Below are 24,218 nucleotides of genomic sequence, written 5' to 3'. Positions count from 1 at the left end.
CGGTACATTTCGCACAGTTCGAAGGTACATCAACAAAAGACCCGGCACGAGGCCGGGTCGAGTTGGGGAATGAGGTAAACTCCCGAGGGTCATCCAAGCAGGCGACGTGCAATCACCTGCGCTTGAATTTCTGCAGCGCCTTCAAAGATGTTCAGAATGCGCGCATCGCACAACACGCGGCTGATCTTGTATTCCAGCGCAAACCCGTTGCCGCCATGAATTTGCAGCCCGTTATCCGCCGCGGCCCAGGCCACCCGAGCGCCAAGCAGCTTGGCCATCCCGGCCTCAAGGTCGCAGCGGCGGTCATGATCTTTTTCCCAGGCAGAGAAATAGGTTAGCTGCCGCGCGATCATGATCTCGACCGCCATCATCGCCAGTTTTCCCGACACACGCGGGAAGTTGATCAGCGCTTTTCCGAACTGCTTGCGCTCAAGCGCGTATTGCATGGCGATATCCAGCGCCGACTGGGCCACGCCGATGGCGCGGGCCGCGGTCTGGATGCGGGCAGACTCGAAAGTTTGCATCAACTGCTTGAAACCCTTGCCTTCTTCGCCGCCAAGCAGGTTCTCGCCTTTGACGTGAAAGCCGTCGAAACCCAGCTCGTACTCCTTCATCCCGCGATAGCCCAACACCTCGATCTCCCCGCCGGTCATACCCGGTGTGGGGAAGGGGTTTTCGCCGGTTCCGGGGGTCTTCTCGGCCAGAAACATCGACAATCCGCGATGATCCGTCGTGTTCGGATCGGTGCGCGCCAACAGCGTCATCACATGGGTCCGCGCCGCATGAGTGATCCATGTTTTATTGCCGGTGATCTTGTAATCGCCGTTCTCGTCCCGAACCGCGCGGGTGCGCAGCGATCCCAGATCGGACCCGGTATTGGGTTCGGTGAACACCGCCGTCGGCAGGATTTCGGCACTTGCGATCTTCGGCAGCCAGTTTGCCTTCTGCTCGTCCGTACCACCCGCGATAATCAGCTCGGCGGCGATCTCGGACCGCGTGCCCAGCGAGCCAACGCCGATATAGCCCCGCGACAGCTCCTCGGACACCACGCACATCGACGCCTTGCTCAAACCGAAACCGCCGAATTCCTCGGGAATGGTCAGGCCGAAAACGCCCATTTCGGCCAGTTCTTCAATGATTTCAATGGGGATAAGCTCATCTTTGAGATGCCAGTCATGCGCGTTCGGTTCCACATTTTCCTGCGCATAGCGGCGGAACTGGTCACGGATCATTTCCAGCTCTTCTTCCAGCCCCGATGCCCCGAACATGGTGGCGCCGGCCTGTGCCGCCATTAATTCGACCAGACGCGTGCGCACAGCCTGGCTGTTGCCTGCGCGCATCAGGGTCTGAACCTCTTCGCACTGAAAGCCGGACAAAGCGTCCCAGCCCAGGCCAAGCTCCTGCAATCGCACGACTTCGCCCTGGTTCATCGGGATGCCGCCCGCGATCTGGTGGAGGTATTCGCCGAACGCGATCTGGTGGATCAACTGCTCCATCTCGCCGAACTTGCCATCGGCCTCCAGCGCTTCGGCCCAACGCTGCATCTGTCGAAGCGACTGGTGATAGGTCGCCATCCACGACAAGCCATGCGCGGCGGTCTGGTTCGCTTCGATCAATGCACCCGAGATCTTGCCATCCGATGTCACCATGGCGCGCACCGATTCCAGCGCACGGGTGAACACGGCTTCGACCGGGGCAAGCGCCGCGCCGGTCAGCCGCAAAAGGTCGGGCAAAATTGCGGTATTGGTCATTGTCGTCACGTCCTGTCCGTCATGGGCCATGAATCACGTCCTCTTTTTCGTTGCTTGGTCATATCATTTCGCACATGCAGCGCAACAAAAATACACGATTGCACCTGAAAAAGTTCGAAAATTACGCAGTGATTTTTGCAGTGCAGAGAAAATCGCGGTGTTATCAAGGGGCATGATGGACCTGATTCTTCTAACGCCAGAAAATCTGGCACTGGCTTGTGCGATTGCCGTGTTGGCGGGGCTGGTCAAGGGTATGGTGGGGTTTGCCATGCCGATGATCCTGGTTTCCGGATTGAGCATGATACTGCCACCGGATCTCGCGTTGGCCGGATTGATCCTGCCGACCCTGGTCACGAATGTGATGCAGGCCTTGTGGCAAGGGGCAAGCGCCGCAGTTGCCACGACAAAGAAATTCAGGGTGTTCCTGATCGTTGGATTGGTTGGTCTGCTAATCAGCGCGCAACTGGTTGCGCGGGTTCCGGCGTCAACCTTTCTGGTGATGATCGGCGTGTCAGTTTGTTTCTTTGTGCTGATCCAATTATTGGGCATAACCCTCACGCTCAAGCGGGACACGCCCCGGGGGCAGGCGGTGGCAGGCGCGGTCGCGGGGGCAATTGGCGGGATGTCTGGCGTGTGGGGGCCGCCCACGGTGGCATATCTGACGGCATTGAACACGCCAAAACGTGATCAGATCCGGATCCAAGGGGTTATCTATGGATTGGGCGCTCTGGCACTGCTTGGCGCGCATTTCGGTTCCGGGATATTGCGCAAGGATACGATTGGTCTGTCCATGGCTTTGATCGTTCCTGCCGTGTTGGGAATGTGGATCGGGATGAGGCTGCATGACCGCATCGATCAGGCCACTTTTCGCAAGGTGACGTTGCTTGTTCTTCTGGTTGCCGGACTGAACCTTTTGCGCCGGGGGCTGTTGGGATGAAACTGGCCTAGCGTGTTCGGTTCTGAAGACGAAAGACGAAAAGCAAGCCGAGCATTAGAAAGAACAGCCCAAAGACATCTCCTATCAAAAAGGCGACGTATTCGACGGGAGTGCTGCCGAATGCCATGTTCGTCAGCAAAGACGAAAGAACCGAAGTGGTCACTCCCGCCGCCATGACGCAGATCCAACAGGCCGGCCGCGCGGGATCAGGATAAATGTCCCAACCGAGCGCCTTGAAGAATTGGAACATCAGTGGCGCGGCTGAGACTGCGACCAGTATGGCCCAGATGCGGCTGAGCATGAATACGTCGGTTCCGCCCAGATACACGAACACCACTAGAACACCGGGAAACAGGGCTGGAATTGCGCGCCACTTCAGCATCCAGGCTGTAAGTACTTTGACACCATGCGGCAGGAACAGCAGGCTTGCCCGGCTCGGATAGTCCGGAAAGAAGATGTTCTGCAGAGGCATTAGAAATTCGAACGTCACGATGGCGGCTGCGACATAGGCGAGCGAGGCAGTAACCGTTTCTTGGACCGAAATACGCAACCTACTATCGGAAAGAGTTTATTGTCGTGGCGCGTGCACGACGTACCGACCCCGGTTCGTGGTTTCGCACTGCGAAAGATACCCTTTCTCTACCAGAGATTTCAGGGCCCGAAAAAAAGTCGGGCGCGAGATGGATTGTACAAGGGCATGCCCGATTAATCCGTTCGTGCGGACTTTTTCCCCGGCCTTCGACAACTCTCCGGCGGCGTAATAGATGTCGCGTTCGATCGGAGACAACTCTTCTAGCCCCAGTGTCTGTTCCATGCTTTGCATCAGCTTGCGGAGTTCTGCGAGTTTCGAGACTTCGAGCATTCGGTCTAGTATCCTGGTTGCTTACTTTTTTAGCGCTTTAGCGGAATCGATGCGCGCGGCTACGTTTTTTTGGCCCTCAGGGATTGTCTCATATTGACACAAATCACGTTGTTCACTTTGGTTAAGGTCTGATTAGGCTGCCGATATCGCGAGAATGAGTGAGTGGCGCATTCGCAGCCCCAAGGTACTTTCAGTCAAGGCCCGGCGCAATTGTGCCGGGCCTATTTTTTTTCACGGCACGCGAAATTTTGATCGCCAGTGAAGATCACGATTTCGCGATTTCACTTATGGGTAGAAGTTTCCTGGAAAGTTTCTCGCTAAGCGAAAACACCCCCCGTGCGGAACAGGGGGTGTTGCAGAATCAGCCTGGCCTATTCAACCGATTGCGACGGCTTTGACGTCTTCGTCGATGAAAGGCAGGTATTGTTCGAAATTCTCTGCGAACATCTGAACCAGTTTTTCGGCCTGTTTGTCGAATGCGGCCTGATCGTCCCATGTGCGGCGCGGATCAAGAAGAACCTCAGCCACCCCCGGTACCGAAACCGGAACGTCAAAGCCGAAATTGGCGTCCTTGCGGAACTCGGCTTCGGCCAGTGAGCCGTCCAGCGCGGCCGTCAGCAAGGCGCGGGTGGCCTTGATCGGCATCCGGCTGCCAACGCCATAGGCACCGCCGGTCCAACCGGTGTTGACCAGCCAGCAGGTGGCGCCGTGTTGAGCGATCTTGTCGCGCAGCAGGTTGCCATAAACTTCGGGACGGCGCGGCATGAACGGGGCGCCGAAACAGGTTGAAAATGTGGGTTGCGGCTCGGTCACACCACGCTCGGTTCCTGCCACTTTCGAGGTGAAGCCCGACAGGAAGTGGTACATGGCCTGCGCCGGGGTCAGCCGTGCGATCGGGGGCAGAACACCAAATGCGTCACAGGTCAGCATGATGATGTTCTTGGGGTGCCCGCCAAGCGCTGATTTGGACGCGTTCGAGATGTATTCCAGCGGATAGGCACAGCGCATGTTCGCAGTCAGGCTGTCATCGTTGAAATCCAGCTTCTTGGTTTCGGGGTCGAACACCATGTTTTCGATCACGGTGCCGAACTTCTTGGTGGTCGCATAGATTTCCGGCTCGGCTTCGGCATTGAGGTTGATGGTCTTGGCATAGCAGCCACCTTCGAAGTTGAAGGTGCCGCGATCCGACCATCCATGTTCGTCGTCACCGATCAGAACCCGCGCTGGATCTGCCGACAGGGTCGTCTTGCCGGTGCCGCTGAGGCCAAAGAACACGGCGGTGTCAACCGGGTTTCCAACCGCGTGGTTGGCCGAACAGTGCATCGGCATCACGCCTTTTTCCGGCAACATGTAGTTCAGCAGGGTAAACACCGATTTTTTGTTCTCGCCCGCATATTCGGTGCCGCCAATCAGGATCAGCTTGCGGTCAAAGTTCAGCGCAATCACCGTCTCGCTGCGGCAGTTGTGCTTTTTCGGGTCCGCCTTGAAGCTGGGGCAGTTGATCACGGTGAAATCAGCGGTGAATTCGTCCAGATCCTCGCGATCCGGGCGGCGCAGGAGGTGACGGATAAACAGATTGTGCCAGGCAAGCTCGGTCACCATGCGCACGTTGATCGAATAGGTCGGGTCGGCGCCGCCAACGAGGTCCTGCACGAAATAATCGCGGCCCTTCATGTGCTCGAGCATGTCCAGATAGAGCGCGTCAAAGCCTTCGGGACTCATTTCGGCGTTGTTTTCCCACCAAATCTTTTCCGCGACGCTCTCGGTCTTTACGACGTGCTTGTCCTTGGGGGAACGCCCGGTGAATTTCCCGGTCGTAACCAGGAAAGCCCCGCCATTGCCCAGCGTGCCTTCGCCACGCTTCAACGCCTCTTCGATCAGCGCCGGTTCCATGAAGTTGTAAAAGACATTGCCCAGACCCTCGATGCCCTGATCCTCGAGGCGGAATTGCGGGTTAACCCGTCCAGATGTCATGCGATTTCTCTCCTATGGCGGCGCGGCGGCGCGCTTGGCCGTTTGCGCTCTTGGGGCAGTTTACCGGCAGAAATGACCGGCGGTCGCGGGGGTCTTATCACGCTAGTTTAGAGCATGAACAGGACGGTTTGGCGCAGTTAGCGCCACCAAGGCGAGGTTTAGCGCAACCATGTATTTAGCGCTCAATTAGGTGGCATCGATTCAATCGGGTTAAGGGTTCTTTGTCTCCAATTGAGCAACAGTTTTTAAGTGATTCGTAGATATGCATTGATTCGTGGTCACAAAAACGCCAAAAATGCATGAAAACTTACGAAGATTGAGCAGTAGAGCAGTAGGGGCACTCCCAATGTCAAAGATTGCACTGGTGGATGACGACAGAAATATTCTGACGTCCGTATCCATGACACTCGAGGCCGAAGGGTTCGAGGTCGAAACATATAACGATGGGCAGGCGGCGCTGGATGCCTTCAACAAGAGACTGCCGGACATGGCGGTTCTGGATATCAAGATGCCACGAATGGATGGCATGGATTTGCTTCAGCGGCTTCGCCAGAAAACCCAGATGCCGGTGATCTTTCTGACGTCGAAAGACGACGAAATAGACGAGGTTCTGGGCCTGAGAATGGGCGCGGACGACTATGTGAAAAAGCCATTCTCGCAACGCCTTCTGGTCGAACGGATTCGTGCGCTTTTGCGTCGGCAGGAGGCCAATTCGGGTGAAGCGATCGAGGTCGGCAATGGCGACGCCAAGGTGATGGAACGCGGACATCTACGGATGGATCCGTTGCGGCATGCGGTCAGTTGGAAGGGAACGGATGTTTCATTGACGGTGACCGAATTCCTTCTTTTGCAAGCGCTGGCGCAGCGGCCGGGTTTCGTCAAGAGCCGCGATCAGCTGATGGATGTCGCTTATGACGATCAGGTCTATGTCGATGATCGCACGATCGACAGCCACATCAAACGCCTGCGCAAAAAAATGCGTATGGCTGATTCGGATTTTTCGGCAATCGAAACGCTGTATGGAATAGGGTACAGATACAACGAAGAATAATCGCCCTTTTGTGGGGGAAGGCGAAGGGATTCTCGTGCGCGACACAGGATCAGCGAACGGGCCACGCGACGGGGATGTGGTTCTTGGGGACGATTGGGTTATCCCGATTGATCCCAATTCACCGGATATGCGTTTTGTCCGTCCCCGGCGGCGCCTGCTGGCGCTGCACAGCTCGACACTTGCGCGCAAGATTATCACGTTCAACCTGATTGCCCTGATCATTCTGGTTGCAGGGCTCTTATGGCTGGATGACACCCGCGAAGACCAGGTGTTGCAGCGGGCAAGTGCCCTGATCAGCGAAGCGGAACTGGCCGGGGACGTATTCGAGGCCAGAATCGCCAGCGATCCAGCCACGATCAACGACAGCGACGAGCTTGATATCGAGGCGACGCTGGCGGGTTTGAGCCTTCGTAATGGCGTCGAGGTTTTCGTTTTCGACCCTCTGGGTGATCTGGCGGGGTGGGTGCGCGGCTCGACCCAGTTGCCCGCGACTGTTTTAAATAGCCGTTTCGACACCGGGCCAACAATCATCAGTGATGGTCTGAACGCGGTCTGGAACGGCATGGCGTCGATTCTGAATGGCAGTCAGTCAAGGCCCTCGCCGGACCTGGCCGAGCAGGTGGGCGCGATGGTACCCATAACGGTCGAGTCCGGCTCTCGGGTTAGGGCGCTTACCGACGCCCGAGGAGGAACGGTCATTGTGGCCACAACTCCGATACAGCGAGTTGGGCAGACAATTGCGGTTCTGGCGATGGCCGGGCCAGCCGGAGAAATCGACGCACTGGCCCGGCAGGAACAGGAACGTGTCCTGCAGATGTTCGTTGTCGCGCTGCTGGTTTCGGTCGGCCTCAGCCTGGTGTTGGCTTCCACAATCGCCAACCCGCTTGCCGATCTGGCCGAGGCCGCCGAGATGGGCAACGATCATCACAACCAGCGCATCAACCCCGGGCGTATCCGCATACCGGATCTGAGCGCGCGGCCGGATGAGATCGGCCGGCTCAGTCGTGCACTGCGCGGCATGGTGGCGGCGCTCTATAACCGGATCGAGGGCAACGAACAGTTTGCTGCGGATGTTTCGCACGAAATCAAGAATCCGCTCGCCAGTCTGCAATCGGCGGTTGGCACGTTGCGCGTGGTCAAGAAGGAAGAACAGCGCGAAAAGCTGCTGGAGATCATCGAGCACGATGTGCGTCGACTGGATCGCCTGGTCAGCGACATATCAAACGCATCGCGGCTGGATGCCGAACTGGTGAAAGAAGACGAAGAACCGTTCGATATGCTTGCGATGCTTGACAACCTGGGTCAGTTCCTGGGCGAAGACGCACGTTCGAAAGGGATAGATTATATAACGGACATGCCCAACGAACCCATTACAATTCGGGGGCTGGAAGCGCGATTGGCGCAGGTGTTCGTCAACCTCATCACCAACGCGATTTCCTTCTGTGGCGAAGGCGATGCCATTCGCGTCTGGGCGCGGCGTCGGGATGGCCGCGTGCTGATCGTGGTCGAGGATACCGGGCCTGGAATTCCCGATCAGGCGCTGACAAAGATCTTCAAGCGGTTCTATTCGCAGCGTCCCGAGGAGCATTTCGGCAATAATTCTGGGCTGGGGCTGGCCATTTCGAAACAAATCGTCGAGGCCCATGGCGGCGTCATCTGGGCCGAGAACATCCGGCCCACGGATGCCGACGTCACCTCGGACCCACTTGGCGCCCGCTTTGTCGTGGCGCTACCGATCTGAGTTATGAGCGTCGATGCGCTGTCCCGCATGGCCGAAAAGCGCAATGCCACGATCCACGGAAGTTGCGTGGCGGTCGGTGGCAATGGGCTGTTGATCGTCGGGTCCTCCGGATCCGGCAAGTCGTCACTGGCCTTAACTCTTGTTGGATATGGCGCGGAACTGGTTGCCGATGATCAGGTCGAACTCCGAATGGAGAACGACCGGGTTCTGGCGCAATCGCCTGCCGCCATTTCCGGCCTGATCGAGGCGCGCGGCCTCGGCCTGATCCGATGTCCGCCGACCGGGTCGGTACCGTTGGCTTACGTGGTGGATCTGGATCAGATCGAAGAAGATCGTTTCCCCGAACACAGGACGGTCCGGGTGCTGAGGCAATCTGTGCCCTTGCTTCGAGCTGTCAAGGCCCCACACTTCGCTCCATCTCTGATGCAACTTCTCAAGATAGGGCGTGTCGACCCGGAATGGCCCAGCAAATGACTCCGCAGCAACGTATCGTGTTGGTCACGGGACCATCCGGAGCGGGCCGTTCGACCGCTATCCATGTGTTGGAAGATCTGGGGTTCGAAGCCATCGACAATCTGCCCATGGGATTGCTGACGCGGCTTCTGGACGGGGGGGAGCAGTCGCGTCCTATGGCGCTGGGCATCGACGCGCGGAACCGCGATTTCTCGACCATCGGGTTTCTGGAACTGATCGAACGGCTGGGCCGGATGGAAAGTATCGATCTGACGACGCTGTATCTGGATTGCAGCGAAGAAGTTCTGCTGCGCCGGTTCTCCGAGACCCGCCGACGTCACCCGCTTGCGCCCGGTGCCAGCCCCGAGGCGGGTATCCTGCAAGAGTTGGAGGTGCTGCAACCAATTCGCGAAATTGCAGATTCTCTGATCGATACAAGCAACCTGAATATCCATCAGTTGCGAGAAGAGGTGGAAAGGTGGTTCGCACCAGAGGAAGGGCGGCATTTGGCGGTATCCATCGAATCCTTTTCCTATAAACGCGGCCTGCCGCGGGGACTCGATATGGTGTTCGATTGTCGGTTTCTGGCCAATCCCTATTGGAAGCCTGAGTTGAGGGCCGCCGACGGTCGCAACGCGGATGTTGCCACCTATGTCGCGACCGACCCGAACTATGCCCCGTTTTTCGAGCGCGTGGTCGACCTCCTTTGGACGCTTCTTCCGGCCTTTCGGGCGGAAGGCAAGGCGCATCTGTCGGTGGCCTTTGGCTGTACTGGTGGACAACACCGTTCAGTCGCATTAGCGGAAGCTGTTGCAAAGGCCCTTGCAGAAAAGGGGCAGCAGGTGTCAATTAGGCACCGCGAAATGGAACGTCGCGCAGCGAAGGTAAGACCGGGTTGATCGGGATCGTAATCGTAGCACATGGGGGGCTGGCCAAGGAGTATCTGGCCGCGATGCAGCATGTCGTGGGCAAGCAGCCTGGATTGGCCGCGATCTCTATCGAGGCGGATCATGATCGCGACGAAAAACAACGCGAGATCTGTGCCGCCGCCGATGAGGTGGATACTGGCGACGGGGTTGTCGTGGTCACCGACCTGTTCGGCGGCAGTCCTTCGAACCTCAGCTTGCGGGCCTGTGCGCCTCAGGATCGGCGAATCCTATATGGCGCAAATTTGCCGATGCTGATCAAACTGGCCAAAAGCCGACACCTGCCCGTGGGGGATGCCGTCCGGCAGGCCATGGAAGCGGGCAGAAAATACATAAACACCAAAAATGTGACCCTCGATTGAACCTGGACAGATTGAAATGGCGACGCGAAGTTTAAAGATTGTAAATGAAAAAGGCCTGCACGCGCGCGCCTCGGCCAAGCTGGTTGAGGTTGTTGAAGGGTTTGACGCTACGGCAGAAGTGTCAAAAGACGGACTTTCCGCCTCGGGCGACAGTATCATGGGCCTTTTGATGTTGGCAGCGTCGAACGGAACAACTATTGACGTTGAGACGTCCGGACCTGATGCTGAGGCGTTGGCGGAAGCGTTGGAGTCCCTGGTGAACGACAAGTTCGGCGAAGGGTACTGAGCGCGCCGCGCTTTGCGACGTGAAGAACGGGAAGACCAAGACTTGGCGGAAACCGCGCACAACAGCAAAGTCGACCCTGTGGTTGATGGGGCCACTGAACAGGGCGAAATCTACGACCGTAGAACCTTGACCTATGCCAACTCGTTTGATGATCTGTGGACGGCAACGGCCATTCGAGCCATCGAATGGTTCACGGGCAAGCTGACGATTTTGCGGATGGTCAGCAAGTTCGAGAAGAAGAACGAGCAATATCGCGGCCAGAGGTTTTGGGGCGGTGCGCTTGAAGTGATGGGGATCGATCTGTTGACCCCGGACGAGCAGATAGCGCGCATCCCGAAAAAAGGGCCGGTTGTCGTTGTCGCTAACCATCCACACGGCATGGTTGACGGCATGATTCTGGCCGAGTTGATTGGGCGGGTTCGGCAAGATTATCGAATTCTGACCCGATCGGTACTGACCGGGCTGGATGAGGCGGCGACCTCGTTCATGATCCCGGTGCCTTTCCCGCACGATCCCGAAGCGCAGTCCAAGATGATCGAGATGCGGGCCAAGGCGATGACGCACTTGAAGGAAGGCGGCGTCGTGGCGCTGTTCCCGTCGGGCGTCGTGATGTCATCCGACAACTGGTTCGGCCCTGCAATTGAACGGGAATGGAACGTCTTTACCGCACAAATGATCCGCCGATCAAAGGCGCGCGTGGTCCCCATCTATTTCCCGGGGCGCAATTCGCGCGCCTATCAGATCGCCTGCCAGGTCTCGCCGATCCTGCGTCAGGGTCTTTTGCTGCACGAGATCGTGCGATCCTGCAAGAAACCGCAGGCCCCGGTTATCGGCCATCCAATCCCGGATGAGGACATGGAGCTGCTGGAAAAAGACCCGCGCGGGTTTATGGCCTGGTTGAGGGATCACACCATGGGCCTTGTGAAGGGCGGCTGACCGGTTCCGGTTATCTGGTCGGAACCGGAACTTCCCCGCGATAGTCATAGAACCCGCGTTCGGTCTTGCGGCCAAGCCAACCGGCCTCGACATATTTGGTGAGCAAGGGACAGGGACGATACTTGGTATCCGCCAGTCCTTCGTGCAGCACGTTCATGATCGCAAGGCATGTATCGAGGCCGATAAAGTCGGCCAGTTCCAGCGGACCCATTGGATGATTGGCGCCCAGCTTCATCGATTGGTCGATGGACTGCACGCTGCCGACGCCTTCGTAAAGCGTATAGACCGCTTCGTTGATCATCGGCATCAGGATGCGGTTGACGATGAAGGCGGGAAAATCTTCGGCGCTGGCGGCCGTTTTGCCCAGCTTGTCCACCACCGCTTTGCATGCACTGAAGGTTTGTTCGTCGGTGGCGATGCCGCGGATCAGTTCGACCAGTTGCATCACGGGAACCGGGTTCATGAAATGGAAACCCATGAACCGCTCGGGCCGGTCGGTGCGGCTGGCCAGACGTGTGATCGAAATCGACGAGGTGTTCGACGTCAGGATCGTATGGGGTAACAAGTGCGGTTGCAGATCTTCAAAGATCGCTTGCTTGATTGCTTCGCGCTCGGTCGCGGCCTCGATCACCAGATCGGTTTGGCCCAAATCGGGTAGGTTTAGCGTGGTTTTGATGCGTTTTAGCGCTGCTTGCATGTCGTCGTCGGATATTTTTCCGCGCGAGGCTTGACGGGCCATATTTGCCTCGATCGTCTCGATGGCCTGATCCAGTGCCTGCTGGCTGACATCGGTCAGCAGCACCTCGTAATCGGCCAGCGCCATGACGTGCGCGATGCCGTTTCCCATCTGGCCTGCGCCAATCACTCCGACCGTTTTGATGTCCATCTCTGTGGTGCCTTTCTCGCGGGTTACGTGGACATTACCGGCAGGGTGGGGGCGGCGGCAAGAGGGGGTGAAGCACTGCTTTTGCTTCAAATGCGCGCATTAAAACTTTTGCAAGGCCTGCGGCGTCATGGTGTCGGTCGGGTGAAGAAAACAAGGGTGATGAACATGGGCTTTGACAGATTGGGTGTGAATGCGCCGGAGGATCCGAGTTGCCAATACGAGGCGGGGGGGCTCCATTTTCGGGGGCCCAAACGGGAATTTGGCGCGAACTGTGCGATTTGTACCGGTGGAACAGAGACCTTTGGACGATTTGTACAGGAGCCATTCCCCGCCTTGCTGGAAAAACGGCTGGGTCAACCTTGTGTCAATCTGGGGTCTGTCAGCTGTGGGTTCGAAGCGCTGGCCGCCACTCCCTTCGTTCGGGCGCGGATCAATGAGGCGTCGTTTTGCGTGGTCCAGTTGCCGGGCGTTCAGGTGCTGTCGAACCGGCTTTATCGCGTGCACCCGCGCCGAAACGACAGGTTCCTGGAGCCATCGGAAGACTTGAGAGATTTGTACCCCGAGGTCGACTTTGCCGAGATCCATTTCACACGGCATCTTCTGGATACATTGCGAGCGCAGGATGATGCGCGGTTCGAAGTCGTAAAGCAGGATCTTCAGGAGGGCTGGGTCGAGCGGATGAGACGTTTCCTGACCGGAATCGAAGTTCCCGCACTCTCGCTCTGGCTGCGCTATGAAAGCTCGGACGATGCCAGTGACGAGCCGGAGCCATATCTGGTCGATGAGGCGATGGTGGCGCAACTGAATGGGTTTTGCGCGACGGTGGTCGAGGTGCCGGTGCGTACCTGCGGCGATTCCGAGGAACTGGCGGATGCCCTGTTCGGAACATTGCAGCAACCGATGGCGGAGCATTTGATCGGTCCGGCAACGCATCAGATCATCGCTGACAGGCTGTATCGTGCGGTGATGGACCTGCAATGAAAAAGGCCCGCCGGTTGGGCGGGCCTTTGAATTTCTGCCAGAGCCGTTTCAGCCCAGCTTTTCGGTCAGTTCCGGGACGGCCTGGAACAGGTCGGCGACGAGGCCGAAATCGGCAACCTGGAAAATCGGTGCTTCTTCGTCCTTGTTGATCGCGACGATGATCTTGGAGTCCTTCATGCCGGCCAGGTGCTGGATCGCGCCCGAGATGCCCACTGCGACATAGAGGTTGGGGGCGACGACCTTGCCGGTCTGACCCACCTGCCAGTCGTTCGGTGCATAGCCCGAGTCGACCGCCGCGCGCGAGGCGCCAACGGCTGCGCCCAGCTTGTCGGCCAGACCTTCGATCAGTTTGAAGTCTTCTTCCGAGCCAACGCCACGGCCGCCCGAGACGACGATGCCGGCCGAGGTCAGTTCCGGACGGTCGCTGGCAGCAACCTTGTCCTCGACCCAGGACGACAGGCCGGGGTTTTCGCCAACCGAAATGGTTTCGACCGGGGCCGAGCCGCCTTCGCCAGCGGCGTCGAAAGTCGAGGTGCGGATGGTGACAACCTTTTTGGCGTCCGACGACTTGACGGTCTGGATCGCGTTACCCGCATAGATCGGGCGTTCGAAGGTCGAGCCGTCAACCACGCCCGAGACATCCGAGATCACCATCGCGTCCAGCAGGGCCGCAACGCGCGGCATCACGTTCTTGGCGTCGGTGGTGGCAGGGGCCACAATATGCTCGTACCCATCGGCCAGCGACACGATCAGGGCTGCGGTGGATTCGGCCAGGCGGTGGCCCAGCGACGCGTCTTCGGCAACCAGCACCTTGGACACACCTTCGATCCTGGCGGCTGCTTCGCCCGCGGCGGCGGCTGATGCACCAGCGGCCAGCACGGTGATGTCACCCAGAGCTTTCGCGGCACTCACGGCCTTGGCGGTGGCGTCGACGCTCAGTTCGCCATTGTTGACTTCGGCAAGGAGAAGAACAGCCATTACACAGCCCCCGCTTCTTTCAGTTTCGAAACCAGTTCGTCCACCGAGCCGACGATGATGCCAGCGGCGCGTGCCGGCGGCTCTTCGGTCTTGACGATCTCGAGGCGCGGCGTGACGTCGACGCCGAAATCGGCGGCGGTTTTCTCGTCCAGCGGCTTTTTCTTGGCCTTCATGATGTTGGGCAGCGACGCATAGCGCGGTTCGTTCAGGCGCAGGTCAACGGTCACGATTGTCGGCATCTTGACGCTGATGGTCTGCAGACCGCCGTCAACCTCGCGGGTGATTTTCGCGCTGTCGCCTTCGATGTCCAGTTCCGAGGCAAAGGTGCCCTGCGACCAGCCCAACAGGGCCGACAACATCTGCCCGGTTGCGTTCATGTCGTTGTCGATTGCCTGCTTGCCGCAGAGAACGATGCCGGGCTGCTCTTCCTCGACAACCTTGGCGAGGATCTTGGCGACGGCCAGCGGTTCGATATCGGTGTGCACGTCATCGGCGGCGACAACCAGAATGGCGCGGTCGGCGCCCATGGCCAGCGCGGTGCGCAGGGTTTCCTGCGCCTGCTTGACGCCGATCGAAACGGCCACGACCTCGTCAGCCTGACCTTTTTCCTTCAGGCGGATGGCCTCTTCGACTGCGATCTCGTCGAACGGGTTCATCGACATTTTGACATTGGCGAGATCAACTCCGCTTCCGTCCGCTTTCACGCGAACCTTCACGTTGTAGTCAATCACGCGCTTGACAGGCACAAGTACCTTCATCTCTGCGTTTTCTCCTTACAAAACGGCAAGCCGCGTTGCGACTCCACCAATGCTCTCGCCGCGTTAGATAACGAGTCATGCCACGTCGCAACAGAGCAAAATCGTCACGTCATGGTCTTGAGACGTCGCGTTTCGCGAATTTGCGGCGATAAGGCGCAACAAAGTTTCGTGTCGAAGCCGCCTTTGCGTCAGCGGTTTGCACCCGGAACCCAAAGAACGTCGTCCTTGCCACCATTATTGGCGACGCGCGCTGCGACGAAAAACCAGTCGCTGAGGCGGTTGAGGTATTTCACCGCGGCCTCGTTCACCGGTTCCATGTTCGAAAGCTCCACCGCCAGTCGTTCGGCCCGCCGCGACACGGTGCGGCAGACATGCAGCTGGGCTGCCAGCCGCGAGCCGCCGGGCAGGATGAAACTGCGCAGCGGTTGCAGGTCGGTGTTCATCGCGTCGATTTCCGCCTCCAGCCGTTCAATCTGGCTTTGGATCATGCGCAGAGGCGGGTATTCAGCTTCGGCATCCTTGTCCATGTCCGGGCGGCACAGGTCGGCGCCCAGATCGAACAGGTCGTTCTGAATGCGCGACAGGGCGGCGTCGATGTCGCCTGCGGCCTCGAGCCGGGCAACGCCGACAAAGGCATTCAACTCGTCCACCGTGCCATAGGCGGCAACGCGGCCCGAGTATTTCGCGACCCGTTCGCCGTTGCCAAGGGCAGTTTTGCCGCCGTCGCCGGTGCGGGTGTAGATCTTGTTCAGGACGACCATCGGTTATCCCCCCTGTCCGCGCAGATAGACGAAGAGCACGATCAGAACCACCGCGATGAACTGGAACAGGATGCGCAGGCGCATCATCTTGTTGGATCGCATGGCGGCGTCGGCGCCGCTTTTGCCGAAATTGGCGATACCAAGGATCAGAACGACGACCACGGCCGCCATCGCCAAAAGCAAGATCACCATGAGAAGGTCCATGAAGCCCCCTTGCGCGTTTGAGGTTGCGTTCGGCCTGATCTAGCCGGGTTGGGCCAAAAAGCGAACCGGTAATTTCGCTTCAGACGCGGGAGAGAATGCGATCGACCGCCCCGGTCGGCAGCACCCGGCGCAGATATCCGGCGATATATGTTGGCGTGGTCACGTAGTAACGGGCGCGGGGATATTTCGCGCTGACTGCGTGGGCCAGTTTTTCTGTGACGGCCGAGGCGGGGAGTTCGAAACGGTCAGGCCCTTTCCCTTCGTAAAGCCTTTTGAGTAGTGAGTTTTCGTATTTGTCGCGCAGGGCGGAGTTTTCCCAGTCGATGAAGCGTTCGAAGACGGGGATCGCTTTCTCGCGCAGTTTCGACGTAATCGGGCCGGGTTCGATCAGGATCACCTTGATGCCGGTGTCGCGCAATTCCAGCCGCAGCGTGTCGCTGAGCCCCTCGACCGCGTATTTGGTGGCGACATAGGCGCCGCGCCACGGGAAGGCGACGAGGCCCAGCACCGAGGAGTTCTGAACGATTCGCCCGTGCCCCTGCGCCCGCATGACCGGAATCACCTGCCGGGTCAGCTCGTGCCAGCCAAAAACGTTGGTCTCGAAAATGTGGCGCAGACCGTCCAGCGGGACGTCCTCGACCGCGCCGGGCAGGCCGTGTGCGCCGTTGTTGAACAGCGCGTCCAGCGTGCCGCCGGTGGCGTCGAGCACCTCAAGCAGCCCGGTACGGATGCTGTCGGCGTCGGTGTAGTCGATTCGCGGGCTGTCGAAGCCCTGCGCCCGCAGGCGGTCGCAATCCCGCTGTTGCCGGCACGACGCGAAGACCCGCCAGCCCCTTGCGCGCATACCGTGCGCCGCGTCCAGACCGATACCAGAGGAGCAACCCGTGATGAGAATGGATTTCTGCATGGCAATCCCAACGATGAACTTCGCCAATAGCTATTGCGAGGTTCCCTGCGGGGCAATGCCGCCTGACGTCAGTTTGACTTTTTGCTGATCAGTGAGGTGGAAATCCAGCCCATATGTTGCTCGGGCAACACGCGCAGGCGCAGCCAGCCGGTTCCCGAATCGTCGAGCACTTCGACCTGATGTCCGATCGTGAGGCGCGAGATCACGGGATAGATGGTGCCCGGACCGCTGCGCATGTTCACGCGCGCGCCGGTGATTTCGCGAATGTCTCGGGAAGGTTCCGCCGGTTCGGCGGGCTGAACTATCTCAGGCTCGGATGGGGCCACGTCCTGACGCATTCCGGTCGCGCCCTCCTGCAGCGAGGCGAGGGTGATGGGGGCGTCTTGTGTCTGGAACAGGGAGCCATTCGCATTTACCCCGAACGAGGCCTGCGACAGCAGTGCGCGGGATTCTTCGGCCGAGAGCGTGATTTCCGTGTCCTGTGGGGCCTGAACGGTCTTGACCTGACCCAGCGCCGCCTTGGTGACCAGCTCCTCGGCGTTGATCGGGAAGACCAGCGATTTTGGTTCTGCAGGCCGCGCCGTGGCAACGCGTTCGGGTTCCGGGGCGCGTACGCCGCGCGGTTCGAAATCAGCGCCGCCGCTCATTTCATAAAAGGCCCAGCCCAGAAAGGCGAAAGTCAGAACAATCAGGCGCGTCATGGCGCATCCCCCAGGAAATCGTTAAAGCAAAAATTTGCAGTGAGTCTATGGATGAAAGCCTAGCATAAATTCACCCCTGAGTCGAAAAACGGGGAAAATCCGCCGGTTACCTCCCCCTTGTTGCAAAAGACCGACTTGTCCCCAGCAAAATGCGCTCTGCTTGCTTTACCAGCGTGTCTTTGCGTCGTATCACATCATCTATGAACGATATCGTTGACGACCCCAATATGGAGACCCCCGAAGGCGGGTCAGAGGTGGCAGAACCGCTGCGCCGCGCGATTGGCGAGCGCTATCTGACTTATGCGCTGTCCACCATCATGCACCGGGCTCTGCCCGATGCGCGGGACGGGTTGAAGCCGGTTCACCGACGAATCCTCTATGCGATGAGAGAGTTGCGACTCAGCGCAACCGGAGGTTTCCGAAAGTCTGCCAAGATTTCAGGCGACGTGATGGGCAACTATCACCCGCACGGCGATGCCGCGATCTATGACGCGATGGCGCGTCTGGCGCAGGATTTCAACGTCCGCTATCCGCTGGTCGACGGGCAGGGGAATTTCGGCAATATCGACGGCGATAACCCGGCAGCCTCGCGCTATACCGAGGCGCGGATGACCATCGTGGCCGAAGCGCTGCTGGAAGGGTTGAACGAGGACGCTGTCGATTTCCGCGACAACTATGATGGCACGCTGACCGAACCTGTTGTGCTGCCCGCACAGTTCCCCAACCTGCTTGCCAACGGCGCCAGCGGTATCGCGGTGGGGATGGCGACGAATATCCCGCCGCACAACATCGCGGAGCTGTGTGATGCCTGTCTGCATCTGATCAAGACACCGGACGCGCGCGACGACACATTATTGAACTATGTGCCGGGGCCGGATTTTCCGACGGGTGGTGTCATTGTCGAGCCGGCCGAGAATATCGCGCAGGCCTATCGCACCGGGCGCGGTTCGTTCCGGTTGCGCTGCAAATATGAAGTCGAGGATCTGGGCCGGGGTCAGTGGCAGATCATCGTCACCGAGATTCCCTATCAGGTTCAGAAATCCAAGCTGATCGAAAAGATCGCGGAACTGATCCAGACCAAGAAAATCCCGATCCTCGCCGATGTGCGCGATGAATCCGCCGACGATATTCGCCTGATCCTCGAGCCACGCTCCAAGAACGTGGACCCCGAGGTGCTGATGGGCATGCTCTATCGCAACTCGGATCTTGAGGTGCGGTTCAGCCTGAACATGAACGTGCTGATCGACGGCGTGACGCCCAAGGTCTGCTCGATGAAGGAGGTGCTGCGCGCCTTCCTTGATCACCGGCAAGAGGTGTTGCTGCGCCGGTCGCGCCACCGTATGGCCAAGATCGACCACCGGCTGGAAGTATTGGAGGGCTTTATCGTTGCCTTCCTCAACCTCGACCGGGTGATCGATATCATCCGTTACGACGACGACCCCAAGGCCGCGCTGATGCGCGAGAACTGGGGCGTTGATCACGCCCGCGCCACCAGCGAGGCCGACTATATCGCTCCGGCGCGGGGCGAGGGCGAGTTGTCGGAGGTGCAGGCCGAGGCGATCCTCAACATGCGTCTGCGCAGCCTGCGCCGCCTGGAAGAGATGGAGCTGGTGCGCGAGCGGGATGCGTTGATGGAGGAGCGCGCCGGGCTTGAGGACCTGCTGGCCGACGAAGGCCTGCAATGGGCCAGTATTGCCGAACAGTTGAAAGAGACGAAAAAGACCTTTGGCAAGGAGTATGAAGGCGGTGCGCGCCGCACGCGGTTCGCCGAAGCAGGCGAGGTCGAAGAAGTGCCGCTGGAGGCGATGATCGACCGCGAACCGATCACGGTCGTCTGTTCCCAGATGGGCTGGATCCGCGCGATGACCGGCCATATCGACCTGACCCGCGAATTGAAGTTCAAGGATGGCGACGGCCCGCGTTTCATCTTTCACGCGGAAACCACCGACCGGCTGCTGGTGTTCGCCTCGAACGGGCGGTTCTACACCCTCAGCGCCGCCAATCTGCCCGGTGGGCGCGGCATGGGCGAGCCGCTGCGCCTGATGGTGGACCTGCCGAACGAGGCGCAGATCGTCGATATCCTGATCCACAAGCCGGGGCGCAAGCTGTTGGTGGCCTCGGATGCGGGCAACGGTTTCATGGTGCCCGAAGAGGACGTGGTGGCGCAGACGCGCGCGGGCAAGCAGGTGCTGAACGTCAAGGACGACGAACGGGCGTTGATCTGCAAGCCGGTCGAAGGTGATCACGTGGCGGTGGTGTCGCAGAATGGCAAGTTCCTGGTCTTCCCGATCGGCGACCTGCCCGAGATGACGCGCGGCAAGGGCGTGCGGCTGCAGAAATACAACATGGCGCGGGGTCGTCAGGGGACGCTGGAGCTGGATGGTGGGCTGAGCGACCTGACCACGTTCAACTGGGCCGATGGGTTGAAATGGTCGATGGGCGGGGACAAGACGCGGCACGAGCCGGACCTTGGTCAATGGTTGTCGAAACGTGCCGGTGTCGGCAAGAAACCGCCCTATGGCTTCCCGCGTGATTACAAGTTTTCCTGATCCGATGGCCGGAAGTTGCAATAACGGGCCGATACGGCTTGGCATGGGCGGCATGGGTGCGATACATCGGTTGAAACCGAGGCTTATCGAGAAGACGCAATGATCCGCATCCTGACCGTTGTCGCAGGCCTGACCCTGCTTGGCGCCTGTACCGAAACGCTGGTGGATGAAGCGCCCGAAGAGTTGGGCGAGTTCAAGTTGCGGGTCAACTATGCCTATGCGGACAAGGCGGTGCAGGGGCCGATCTCGCGCGATGCGACGCCCAAGGAATGGACCGATGCGATCCAGAAGGCGGTCGATATCCGGTTGGGCCGATACGAAGGGTCGCAGGAATACGATATCGGCATCAGCCTCGAAGGGTACATGCTGGCGCCGCCGGGCGTGCCGGTGATCTATAACCCCAAGAGCACGGCCATCGTTCTGGTGAATGTCTATGACGTCGGCAAGAAGGAATATCTGGCCAAGGCGCACCAGATGCAGGTTCTCGAAGATACCACCAGCGAAAGCGCTCTGGTGGGATCGGGCAATGCCCGCACCAAGGAAGAGCAGATGAGCGGGCTGGCTCTGAAAGTGGCTGACCGGGTGGAAGAGTGGTTCGCCGACGAGCACCGCAAGAACGGCTGGTTCGACAAGCGTCCCGAACCGGTCGATGGCGAGGCGGTCGCCGAGGCGGAATAAAACGGGGCATTTGCCCGCCTTTCTTGCAGGATGCGCTTGATTTTCCCCTTTGAACCAAATATTCCGCGCGCGCAGAGGAAACCGGGACCAAGGGTCCCCCAAACCACAAAAGGGCGCCTGAGGAATGGCAAAGGAAAAGTTTGAGCGTAACAAACCGCACGTCAACATCGGCACGATCGGCCACGTTGACCACGGCAAGACGACGCTGACGGCGGCGATCACCAAGTATTTCGGCGACTTCAAGGCGTATGACCAGATCGACGGCGCGCCGGAAGAGAAGGCCCGCGGGATCACCATCTCGACCGCCCACGTGGAATACGAGACCGACGCGCGCCACTATGCCCACGTCGACTGCCCCGGCCACGCCGACTATGTCAAGAACATGATCACCGGTGCGGCGCAGATGGACGGCGCGATCCTGGTTGTGAACGCCGCCGACGGCCCGATGCCGCAGACCCGCGAGCACATCCTGCTGGCGCGTCAGGTCGGCGTTCCTGCGCTGGTCGTGTTCCTGAACAAGGTCGACCAGGTCGATGACGAGGAGCTGCTGGAGCTGGTGGAAATGGAAGTCCGCGAGCTGCTGAGCTCGTACGAATTCCCCGGCGACGACATTCCGATCGTCGCAGGTTCGGCGCTGGCCGCGATGGAAGGCCGCGATCCGGAGATTGGCGAGAACAAGATCCGCGAACTGCTGGCCGCGGTTGACGAGTACATCCCGACCCCGGAACGTGCTGTCGACCAGCCCTTCCTGATGCCGATCGAGGACGTGTTCTCGATCTCGGGCCGCGGCACCGTGGTGACCGGCCGTGTCGAGCGTGGCGTGATCAATGTCGGCGACTCGATCGAGATCGTGGGCATCAAGGACACCCAGACCACCACCTGCACCGGTGTGGAAATGTTCCGCAAGCTGCTGGACCGTGGCGAGGCGGGCGACAACATCGGCGCGCTGCTGCGCGGCATCGACCGTGAAGCGGTCGAGCGTGGCCAGGTGCTGTGCAAGCCGGGTTCGGTGACCCCGCACACCAAGTTCGAAGCCGAAGCCTATATCCTGACCAAGGAAGAGGGCGGCCGTCACACCCCGTTCTTCGCGAACTACCGTCCGCAGTTCTACTTCCGGACCACTGACGTGACCGGCACCGTGACTCTGGCGGCTGGCACCGAGATGGTTATGCCGGGCGACAACGTCGGCTTCACCGTCGAGCTGATCGCGCCCATCGCGATGGAAGACGGCCTGCGCTTCGCCATCCGCGAAGGCGGCCGCACCGTCGGTGCCGGCGTCGTGTCGAAGATTATTGAATAATCCGCACCAGCGAATATCCAAAGAAAGGGCGCCCCTCGGGGCGCCCTTTTTCTTTTTTGAAACGTGATAGCTATTTCTAAGAAAGCCCACGTCTTCGCGCAGCCATAGCGCGACCGTCACGTATGCTCATCCCCATTAATGTCAGGTTTGTCGCCCCGGCGATCAATTCGATAACTTGGATTAAGTAAAAGCTAGTATCGAAAGACCCCGCAGCAGCTTTTGCGTTCAGATAAAGCGCGGCAGGAACAAGGATGAGCAAGCCGTTTGCAGCGATGAACGGCATTCTTTTCTTTTTTGCCAATGCCGGAGCGTCTTTACGACGACGCCCCATCGACATCCCGGTTGCACCTACGATTGCCATAGCAGGAATAAGTAGAAACAAGCCGTTTACGATCATGGATTTAACGACGGCAACGGTCGAGTGAGACGTGAATAGATCGCTAATTAGCGTGGAGGTCCAGAATGCAAGGATTGTTAAAAATCCAACAACTCCGGCGATGGGGTGGATTACCCGAAACATGTGTCACCGTTGATTCTGGCACTATGCAACGCAATGATTGTCAACGGATAATTTTCGCAGAAGGTGGGGTCGCGTTACTGCGCTTTCTGGGTAATCAGCTATGCGACGCTGGAATTCAGGATTGGTAAAAGCGTCGCGAAAGCTCTTGACGTCTTGCCAAACGGCATAATTCACAAAGGTCGAACTGTTGGCGATGCCTTTGTGAAGTTGGGTTGAGATATACCCCGGTTGAGATTTCATAAAGTTGGCGTCATGAGTCCATGCGGTCAACAAGGCCTCTTCGTCGTTAGCGTCAACTGTAAACAAGTTAATCAGAACAACAGGACCTTCATTAGTTTCCATCTGATCACTTAGGGTTGCGATATTGTCCAACTCTTCAATGCGCGCCATCTCGGTCTCCTTTTGGCAATTAAAGTATAGCAAGCTATATAATATTGCATAGCTAGCTATGCAAGAGTAAATTGATCATATGGGGTTCGACAAAGAAGATTCAGCTGGATATTTGGTCAATCACATGGCTCGCCTGTTTGCCAGAGAATTGCAGCAGCGTATTTCCCCTTTGGGTATCGTAGTAGGGCAGTTCCCAATCTTGCTTGAGCTTTGGCTGAAGGACGGCGTATCCCAAAAAGACCTGCTGAGCAAAATTGATGTTGAGCAGGCAACCCTTGCTAATACTCTTAGTCGAATGGAGCGGGACGGTTTGATAAAGAGGGCCAAAAACCCCGCTGATGCTAGGGTTCAATTGATATGGTTGACTGAAAAAGCCGCAGCTCTTCGCAATGATGCCTACCAGTCAGCCCAGAACGTAAATATGCAAGCTCTAACTGTTCTTAACCCCGAGGAACAAACCCAGTTCTTGGAGTTAATGCGCCGAGTAATTTCTGGCATGCGTAAGTAACAACAGTTCGACTTACTCAGATTCCATTTCCCCCTTGCCAAACCCCACCAACCCCACTATCACGCGCGAGTTCTCAGCAAGAACGTCAAGGCGGGGTGATTCCCGCCTTTTGGGTTCGAAGAGGGTTGGCGATGCGCGTCTGTCCTCCTCTCAACCCCAACGCCTGATAAAAGGCTGTTACTATGCAAAGCCAAAATATCCGTATTCGGCTGAAGGCATTTGACTATCGCGTTCTGGATGCCAGCACGCAAGAGATCGTCAACACTGCCAAGCGGACCGGTGCGAACGTGCGCGGCCCGATCCCGCTGCCGAACAAGATCGAGAAGTTCACGGTTCTCCGTGGCCCTCACGTTGACAAGAAATCCCGCGACCAGTTCGAGATCCGCACCCACAAGCGTCTTCTCGACATCGTTGATCCGACCCCCCAGACCGTTGATGCGCTGATGAAGCTCGACCTCGCTGCTGGTGTGGACGTCGAGATCAAGCTGCAGTCGTAAGATCGGAGGGTATTTAATATGCGTTCCGGTATTATCGCAAAAAAAGTTGGCATGACCCGCCTGTTCATGGAAGACGGCAAGCAGATCCCTGTGACCGTTCTTCACCTGGACGGCCTGCAGGTCGTTGCACAGCGCACCGCTGACAAGGACGGCTATACCGCTGTTCAGCTGGGCGCTGGTGCCGCCAAGGCAAAACGCACCTCGAAGGCCATGCGCGGCCACTACGCCGCTGCCAAGGTCGAACCCAAGCGCAAGCTGGCCGAGTTCCGCGTCTCTGAAGATGGCCTGATCGAAGTGGGTGCCGAAATCTCGGCCGAGCAC

Annotated in this window: 28 protein-coding genes; 15 read left to right on the top strand and 13 right to left on the bottom strand. The window is 58.6% G+C overall.

All coding sequences use genetic code 11. The features are described 5' to 3' along the window. Positions 1 to 89: 89 nt before the first annotated feature. On the bottom strand, positions 90 to 1,781 hold the full coding sequence (locus AC2FLX_RS15725) for an acyl-CoA dehydrogenase family protein (protein ID WP_496811077.1): 1,692 nt from the start codon (positions 1,779 to 1,781) through the stop codon (positions 90 to 92). A gap of 145 nt (positions 1,782 to 1,926) precedes the next feature. Between AC2FLX_RS15725 and AC2FLX_RS15720 the strand changes: the two genes are divergently transcribed. After that, a complete protein-coding gene (locus AC2FLX_RS15720) occupies positions 1,927 to 2,688 on the top strand; it encodes a sulfite exporter TauE/SafE family protein (RefSeq protein WP_496811076.1) in 762 nt (253 codons plus the stop codon). Positions 2,689 to 2,695: 7 nt separating this feature from the next. Here the strand turns inward: AC2FLX_RS15720 and AC2FLX_RS15715 are convergent, their stop codons facing one another. The 3 genes from AC2FLX_RS15715 to AC2FLX_RS15705 form a co-directional block, all read right to left on the bottom strand. Then, positions 2,696 to 3,238, bottom strand: a complete 543-nt coding sequence (locus tag AC2FLX_RS15715) for a hypothetical protein (RefSeq protein ID WP_480752039.1) — start codon at positions 3,236 to 3,238, stop codon at positions 2,696 to 2,698. 18 nt (positions 3,239 to 3,256) lie between these two features. Beyond that, positions 3,257 to 3,550 (bottom strand): hypothetical protein, encoded by a 294-nt coding sequence (locus AC2FLX_RS15710; protein ID WP_496811075.1) that lies wholly within the window; start codon positions 3,548 to 3,550, stop codon positions 3,257 to 3,259. A gap of 375 nt (positions 3,551 to 3,925) precedes the next feature. After that, complete coding sequence (locus AC2FLX_RS15705) at positions 3,926 to 5,524, bottom strand: phosphoenolpyruvate carboxykinase (RefSeq protein ID WP_480752035.1); 1,599 nt, start codon at positions 5,522 to 5,524, stop codon at positions 3,926 to 3,928. 346 nt (positions 5,525 to 5,870) lie between these two features. Between AC2FLX_RS15705 and AC2FLX_RS15700 the strand changes: the two genes are divergently transcribed. From AC2FLX_RS15700 to AC2FLX_RS15670, 7 genes are read left to right on the top strand one after another with little or no spacing between them, the layout of a single operon-like run. Then, positions 5,871 to 6,575 (top strand): response regulator transcription factor, encoded by a 705-nt coding sequence (locus tag AC2FLX_RS15700; protein WP_480752033.1) that lies wholly within the window; start codon positions 5,871 to 5,873, stop codon positions 6,573 to 6,575. A 34-nt stretch (positions 6,576 to 6,609) separates the two neighbouring features. Beyond that, complete coding sequence (locus tag AC2FLX_RS15695; protein WP_496811074.1) at positions 6,610 to 8,316, top strand: ATP-binding protein; 1,707 nt, start codon at positions 6,610 to 6,612, stop codon at positions 8,314 to 8,316. A 3-nt stretch (positions 8,317 to 8,319) separates the two neighbouring features. Next, the gene (locus AC2FLX_RS15690) at positions 8,320 to 8,790 is read left to right on the top strand and encodes an HPr kinase/phosphorylase (RefSeq protein ID WP_480752030.1); all 471 of its coding nucleotides are present in this window, start codon (positions 8,320 to 8,322) and stop codon (positions 8,788 to 8,790) included. Next, entirely contained in the window at positions 8,787 to 9,668 is an 882-nt protein-coding gene (rapZ, locus tag AC2FLX_RS15685) for an RNase adapter RapZ (RefSeq protein WP_480752028.1), read from the top strand. Before AC2FLX_RS15690 ends, rapZ begins: the two co-directional genes overlap by 4 nt. Further along, on the top strand, positions 9,665 to 10,057 hold the full coding sequence (locus AC2FLX_RS15680) for a PTS sugar transporter subunit IIA (protein WP_480752027.1): 393 nt from the start codon (positions 9,665 to 9,667) through the stop codon (positions 10,055 to 10,057). The genes rapZ and AC2FLX_RS15680 overlap by 4 nt, the downstream gene beginning before the upstream one ends. A gap of 16 nt (positions 10,058 to 10,073) precedes the next feature. Continuing rightward, on the top strand, positions 10,074 to 10,343 hold the full coding sequence (locus AC2FLX_RS15675) for an HPr family phosphocarrier protein (RefSeq protein WP_480752026.1): 270 nt from the start codon (positions 10,074 to 10,076) through the stop codon (positions 10,341 to 10,343). A 42-nt stretch (positions 10,344 to 10,385) separates the two neighbouring features. Next, positions 10,386 to 11,279, top strand: a complete 894-nt coding sequence (locus AC2FLX_RS15670; RefSeq protein WP_480752024.1) for a lysophospholipid acyltransferase family protein — start codon at positions 10,386 to 10,388, stop codon at positions 11,277 to 11,279. A gap of 10 nt (positions 11,280 to 11,289) precedes the next feature. Here AC2FLX_RS15670 and AC2FLX_RS15665 read toward each other — a convergent pair whose 3' ends face one another. Then, complete coding sequence (locus AC2FLX_RS15665; protein ID WP_480752022.1) at positions 11,290 to 12,165, bottom strand: 3-hydroxybutyryl-CoA dehydrogenase; 876 nt, start codon at positions 12,163 to 12,165, stop codon at positions 11,290 to 11,292. Between the two features lie 165 nt (positions 12,166 to 12,330). Here AC2FLX_RS15665 and AC2FLX_RS15660 point away from each other — a divergent pair, with 165 nt between their 5' ends. Next, positions 12,331 to 13,146, top strand: a complete 816-nt coding sequence (locus tag AC2FLX_RS15660) for a DUF6473 family protein (RefSeq protein ID WP_496811073.1) — start codon at positions 12,331 to 12,333, stop codon at positions 13,144 to 13,146. A 48-nt stretch (positions 13,147 to 13,194) separates the two neighbouring features. On the opposite strand, the gene AC2FLX_RS15655 is transcribed toward AC2FLX_RS15660, so the two are convergent. The 6 genes from AC2FLX_RS15655 to AC2FLX_RS15630 form a co-directional block, all read right to left on the bottom strand. Next, positions 13,195 to 14,124, bottom strand: a complete 930-nt coding sequence (locus AC2FLX_RS15655; RefSeq protein ID WP_480752020.1) for an electron transfer flavoprotein subunit alpha/FixB family protein — start codon at positions 14,122 to 14,124, stop codon at positions 13,195 to 13,197. Continuing rightward, the gene (locus tag AC2FLX_RS15650; RefSeq protein WP_496811072.1) at positions 14,124 to 14,882 is read right to left on the bottom strand and encodes an electron transfer flavoprotein subunit beta/FixA family protein; all 759 of its coding nucleotides are present in this window, start codon (positions 14,880 to 14,882) and stop codon (positions 14,124 to 14,126) included. The genes AC2FLX_RS15655 and AC2FLX_RS15650 overlap by 1 nt, the downstream gene beginning before the upstream one ends. Before the next feature lie 188 nt (positions 14,883 to 15,070). Next, positions 15,071 to 15,643, bottom strand: a complete 573-nt coding sequence (locus AC2FLX_RS15645) for a cob(I)yrinic acid a,c-diamide adenosyltransferase (RefSeq protein ID WP_496811071.1) — start codon at positions 15,641 to 15,643, stop codon at positions 15,071 to 15,073. Positions 15,644 to 15,646: 3 nt separating this feature from the next. Next, entirely contained in the window at positions 15,647 to 15,847 is a 201-nt protein-coding gene (locus tag AC2FLX_RS15640; protein ID WP_480752015.1) for a twin transmembrane helix small protein, read from the bottom strand. 79 nt (positions 15,848 to 15,926) lie between these two features. Next, complete coding sequence (locus AC2FLX_RS15635) at positions 15,927 to 16,754, bottom strand: SDR family NAD(P)-dependent oxidoreductase (protein WP_496811083.1); 828 nt, start codon at positions 16,752 to 16,754, stop codon at positions 15,927 to 15,929. A gap of 68 nt (positions 16,755 to 16,822) precedes the next feature. Continuing rightward, on the bottom strand, positions 16,823 to 17,455 hold the full coding sequence (locus AC2FLX_RS15630; protein WP_480752014.1) for an SH3 domain-containing protein: 633 nt from the start codon (positions 17,453 to 17,455) through the stop codon (positions 16,823 to 16,825). Positions 17,456 to 17,655: 200 nt separating this feature from the next. Here AC2FLX_RS15630 and parC point away from each other — a divergent pair, with 200 nt between their 5' ends. The 3 genes from parC (at position 17,656) to tuf (ending at position 21,982) form a co-directional block, all read left to right on the top strand. Further along, a complete protein-coding gene (gene parC / locus AC2FLX_RS15625; protein WP_496811070.1) occupies positions 17,656 to 20,004 on the top strand; it encodes a DNA topoisomerase IV subunit A in 2,349 nt (782 codons plus the stop codon). A gap of 99 nt (positions 20,005 to 20,103) precedes the next feature. Next, the gene (locus AC2FLX_RS15620; RefSeq protein ID WP_480752011.1) at positions 20,104 to 20,682 is read left to right on the top strand and encodes a hypothetical protein; all 579 of its coding nucleotides are present in this window, start codon (positions 20,104 to 20,106) and stop codon (positions 20,680 to 20,682) included. Between the two features lie 124 nt (positions 20,683 to 20,806). Beyond that, a complete protein-coding gene (tuf, locus tag AC2FLX_RS15615; RefSeq protein WP_480752221.1) occupies positions 20,807 to 21,982 on the top strand; it encodes an elongation factor Tu in 1,176 nt (391 codons plus the stop codon). 76 nt (positions 21,983 to 22,058) lie between these two features. Here tuf and AC2FLX_RS15610 read toward each other — a convergent pair whose 3' ends face one another. Together AC2FLX_RS15610 and AC2FLX_RS15605 are read right to left on the bottom strand one after the other, a co-directional pair. Next, entirely contained in the window at positions 22,059 to 22,502 is a 444-nt protein-coding gene (locus tag AC2FLX_RS15610) for a hypothetical protein (RefSeq protein ID WP_496875466.1), read from the bottom strand. A gap of 21 nt (positions 22,503 to 22,523) precedes the next feature. Continuing rightward, positions 22,524 to 22,892, bottom strand: coding sequence for an antibiotic biosynthesis monooxygenase family protein (locus AC2FLX_RS15605; RefSeq protein ID WP_496811377.1), 369 nt, complete (start codon positions 22,890 to 22,892; stop codon positions 22,524 to 22,526). A 79-nt stretch (positions 22,893 to 22,971) separates the two neighbouring features. On the opposite strand from AC2FLX_RS15605, the gene AC2FLX_RS15600 reads away from it, so the two are divergent. From AC2FLX_RS15600 to AC2FLX_RS15590, 3 genes are all read left to right on the top strand, one after another. Continuing rightward, on the top strand, positions 22,972 to 23,400 hold the full coding sequence (locus tag AC2FLX_RS15600; protein WP_480750432.1) for a MarR family winged helix-turn-helix transcriptional regulator: 429 nt from the start codon (positions 22,972 to 22,974) through the stop codon (positions 23,398 to 23,400). A gap of 182 nt (positions 23,401 to 23,582) precedes the next feature. Beyond that, the gene (rpsJ, locus tag AC2FLX_RS15595) at positions 23,583 to 23,897 is read left to right on the top strand and encodes a 30S ribosomal protein S10 (protein WP_008756422.1); all 315 of its coding nucleotides are present in this window, start codon (positions 23,583 to 23,585) and stop codon (positions 23,895 to 23,897) included. Between the two features lie 18 nt (positions 23,898 to 23,915). Next, positions 23,916 to 24,218 (top strand): large ribosomal subunit protein uL3 (locus AC2FLX_RS15590; RefSeq protein ID WP_496875465.1); only part of this gene is annotated, 303 nt, incomplete at its 3' end.

This window comes from Ruegeria sp. YKSF57, from assembly GCF_059612585.1.
The sequence above is the reverse complement of the archived record's forward strand: the minus strand, read 5'-3'. Positions and strand labels throughout refer to the sequence as shown.

Coding starts and splice junctions, on each gene's coding strand:
- AC2FLX_RS15630 (WP_480752014.1), bottom strand. CDS start 17,455: ATGACGCGCCTGATTGTTCTGACTTTCGCCTTTCTGGGCTGGGCCTTT.
- AC2FLX_RS15720 (WP_496811076.1), top strand. CDS start 1,927: ATGGACCTGATTCTTCTAACGCCAGAAAATCTGGCACTGGCTTGTGCG.
- AC2FLX_RS15635 (WP_496811083.1), bottom strand. CDS start 16,754: ATGCAGAAATCCATTCTCATCACGGGTTGCTCCTCTGGTATCGGTCTG.
- tuf (WP_480752221.1), top strand. CDS start 20,807: ATGGCAAAGGAAAAGTTTGAGCGTAACAAACCGCACGTCAACATCGGC.
- AC2FLX_RS15650 (WP_496811072.1), bottom strand. CDS start 14,882: ATGAAGGTACTTGTGCCTGTCAAGCGCGTGATTGACTACAACGTGAAG.
- AC2FLX_RS15700 (WP_480752033.1), top strand. CDS start 5,871: ATGTCAAAGATTGCACTGGTGGATGACGACAGAAATATTCTGACGTCC.
- AC2FLX_RS15640 (WP_480752015.1), bottom strand. CDS start 15,847: ATGGACCTTCTCATGGTGATCTTGCTTTTGGCGATGGCGGCCGTGGTC.
- AC2FLX_RS15600 (WP_480750432.1), top strand. CDS start 22,972: ATGGGGTTCGACAAAGAAGATTCAGCTGGATATTTGGTCAATCACATG.
- AC2FLX_RS15710 (WP_496811075.1), bottom strand. CDS start 3,550: ATGCTCGAAGTCTCGAAACTCGCAGAACTCCGCAAGCTGATGCAAAGC.
- parC (WP_496811070.1), top strand. CDS start 17,656: ATGAACGATATCGTTGACGACCCCAATATGGAGACCCCCGAAGGCGGG.
- AC2FLX_RS15645 (WP_496811071.1), bottom strand. CDS start 15,643: ATGGTCGTCCTGAACAAGATCTACACCCGCACCGGCGACGGCGGCAAA.
- AC2FLX_RS15725 (WP_496811077.1), bottom strand. CDS start 1,781: ATGGCCCATGACGGACAGGACGTGACGACAATGACCAATACCGCAATT.
- rapZ (WP_480752028.1), top strand. CDS start 8,787: ATGACTCCGCAGCAACGTATCGTGTTGGTCACGGGACCATCCGGAGCG.
- rpsJ (WP_008756422.1), top strand. CDS start 23,583: ATGCAAAGCCAAAATATCCGTATTCGGCTGAAGGCATTTGACTATCGC.
- AC2FLX_RS15665 (WP_480752022.1), bottom strand. CDS start 12,165: ATGGACATCAAAACGGTCGGAGTGATTGGCGCAGGCCAGATGGGAAAC.
- AC2FLX_RS15675 (WP_480752026.1), top strand. CDS start 10,074: ATGGCGACGCGAAGTTTAAAGATTGTAAATGAAAAAGGCCTGCACGCG.
- AC2FLX_RS15620 (WP_480752011.1), top strand. CDS start 20,104: ATGATCCGCATCCTGACCGTTGTCGCAGGCCTGACCCTGCTTGGCGCC.
- AC2FLX_RS15605 (WP_496811377.1), bottom strand. CDS start 22,892: ATGGCGCGCATTGAAGAGTTGGACAATATCGCAACCCTAAGTGATCAG.
- AC2FLX_RS15655 (WP_480752020.1), bottom strand. CDS start 14,124: ATGGCTGTTCTTCTCCTTGCCGAAGTCAACAATGGCGAACTGAGCGTC.
- AC2FLX_RS15610 (WP_496875466.1), bottom strand. CDS start 22,502: ATGTTTCGGGTAATCCACCCCATCGCCGGAGTTGTTGGATTTTTAACA.
- AC2FLX_RS15690 (WP_480752030.1), top strand. CDS start 8,320: ATGAGCGTCGATGCGCTGTCCCGCATGGCCGAAAAGCGCAATGCCACG.
- AC2FLX_RS15705 (WP_480752035.1), bottom strand. CDS start 5,524: ATGACATCTGGACGGGTTAACCCGCAATTCCGCCTCGAGGATCAGGGC.
- AC2FLX_RS15660 (WP_496811073.1), top strand. CDS start 12,331: ATGGGCTTTGACAGATTGGGTGTGAATGCGCCGGAGGATCCGAGTTGC.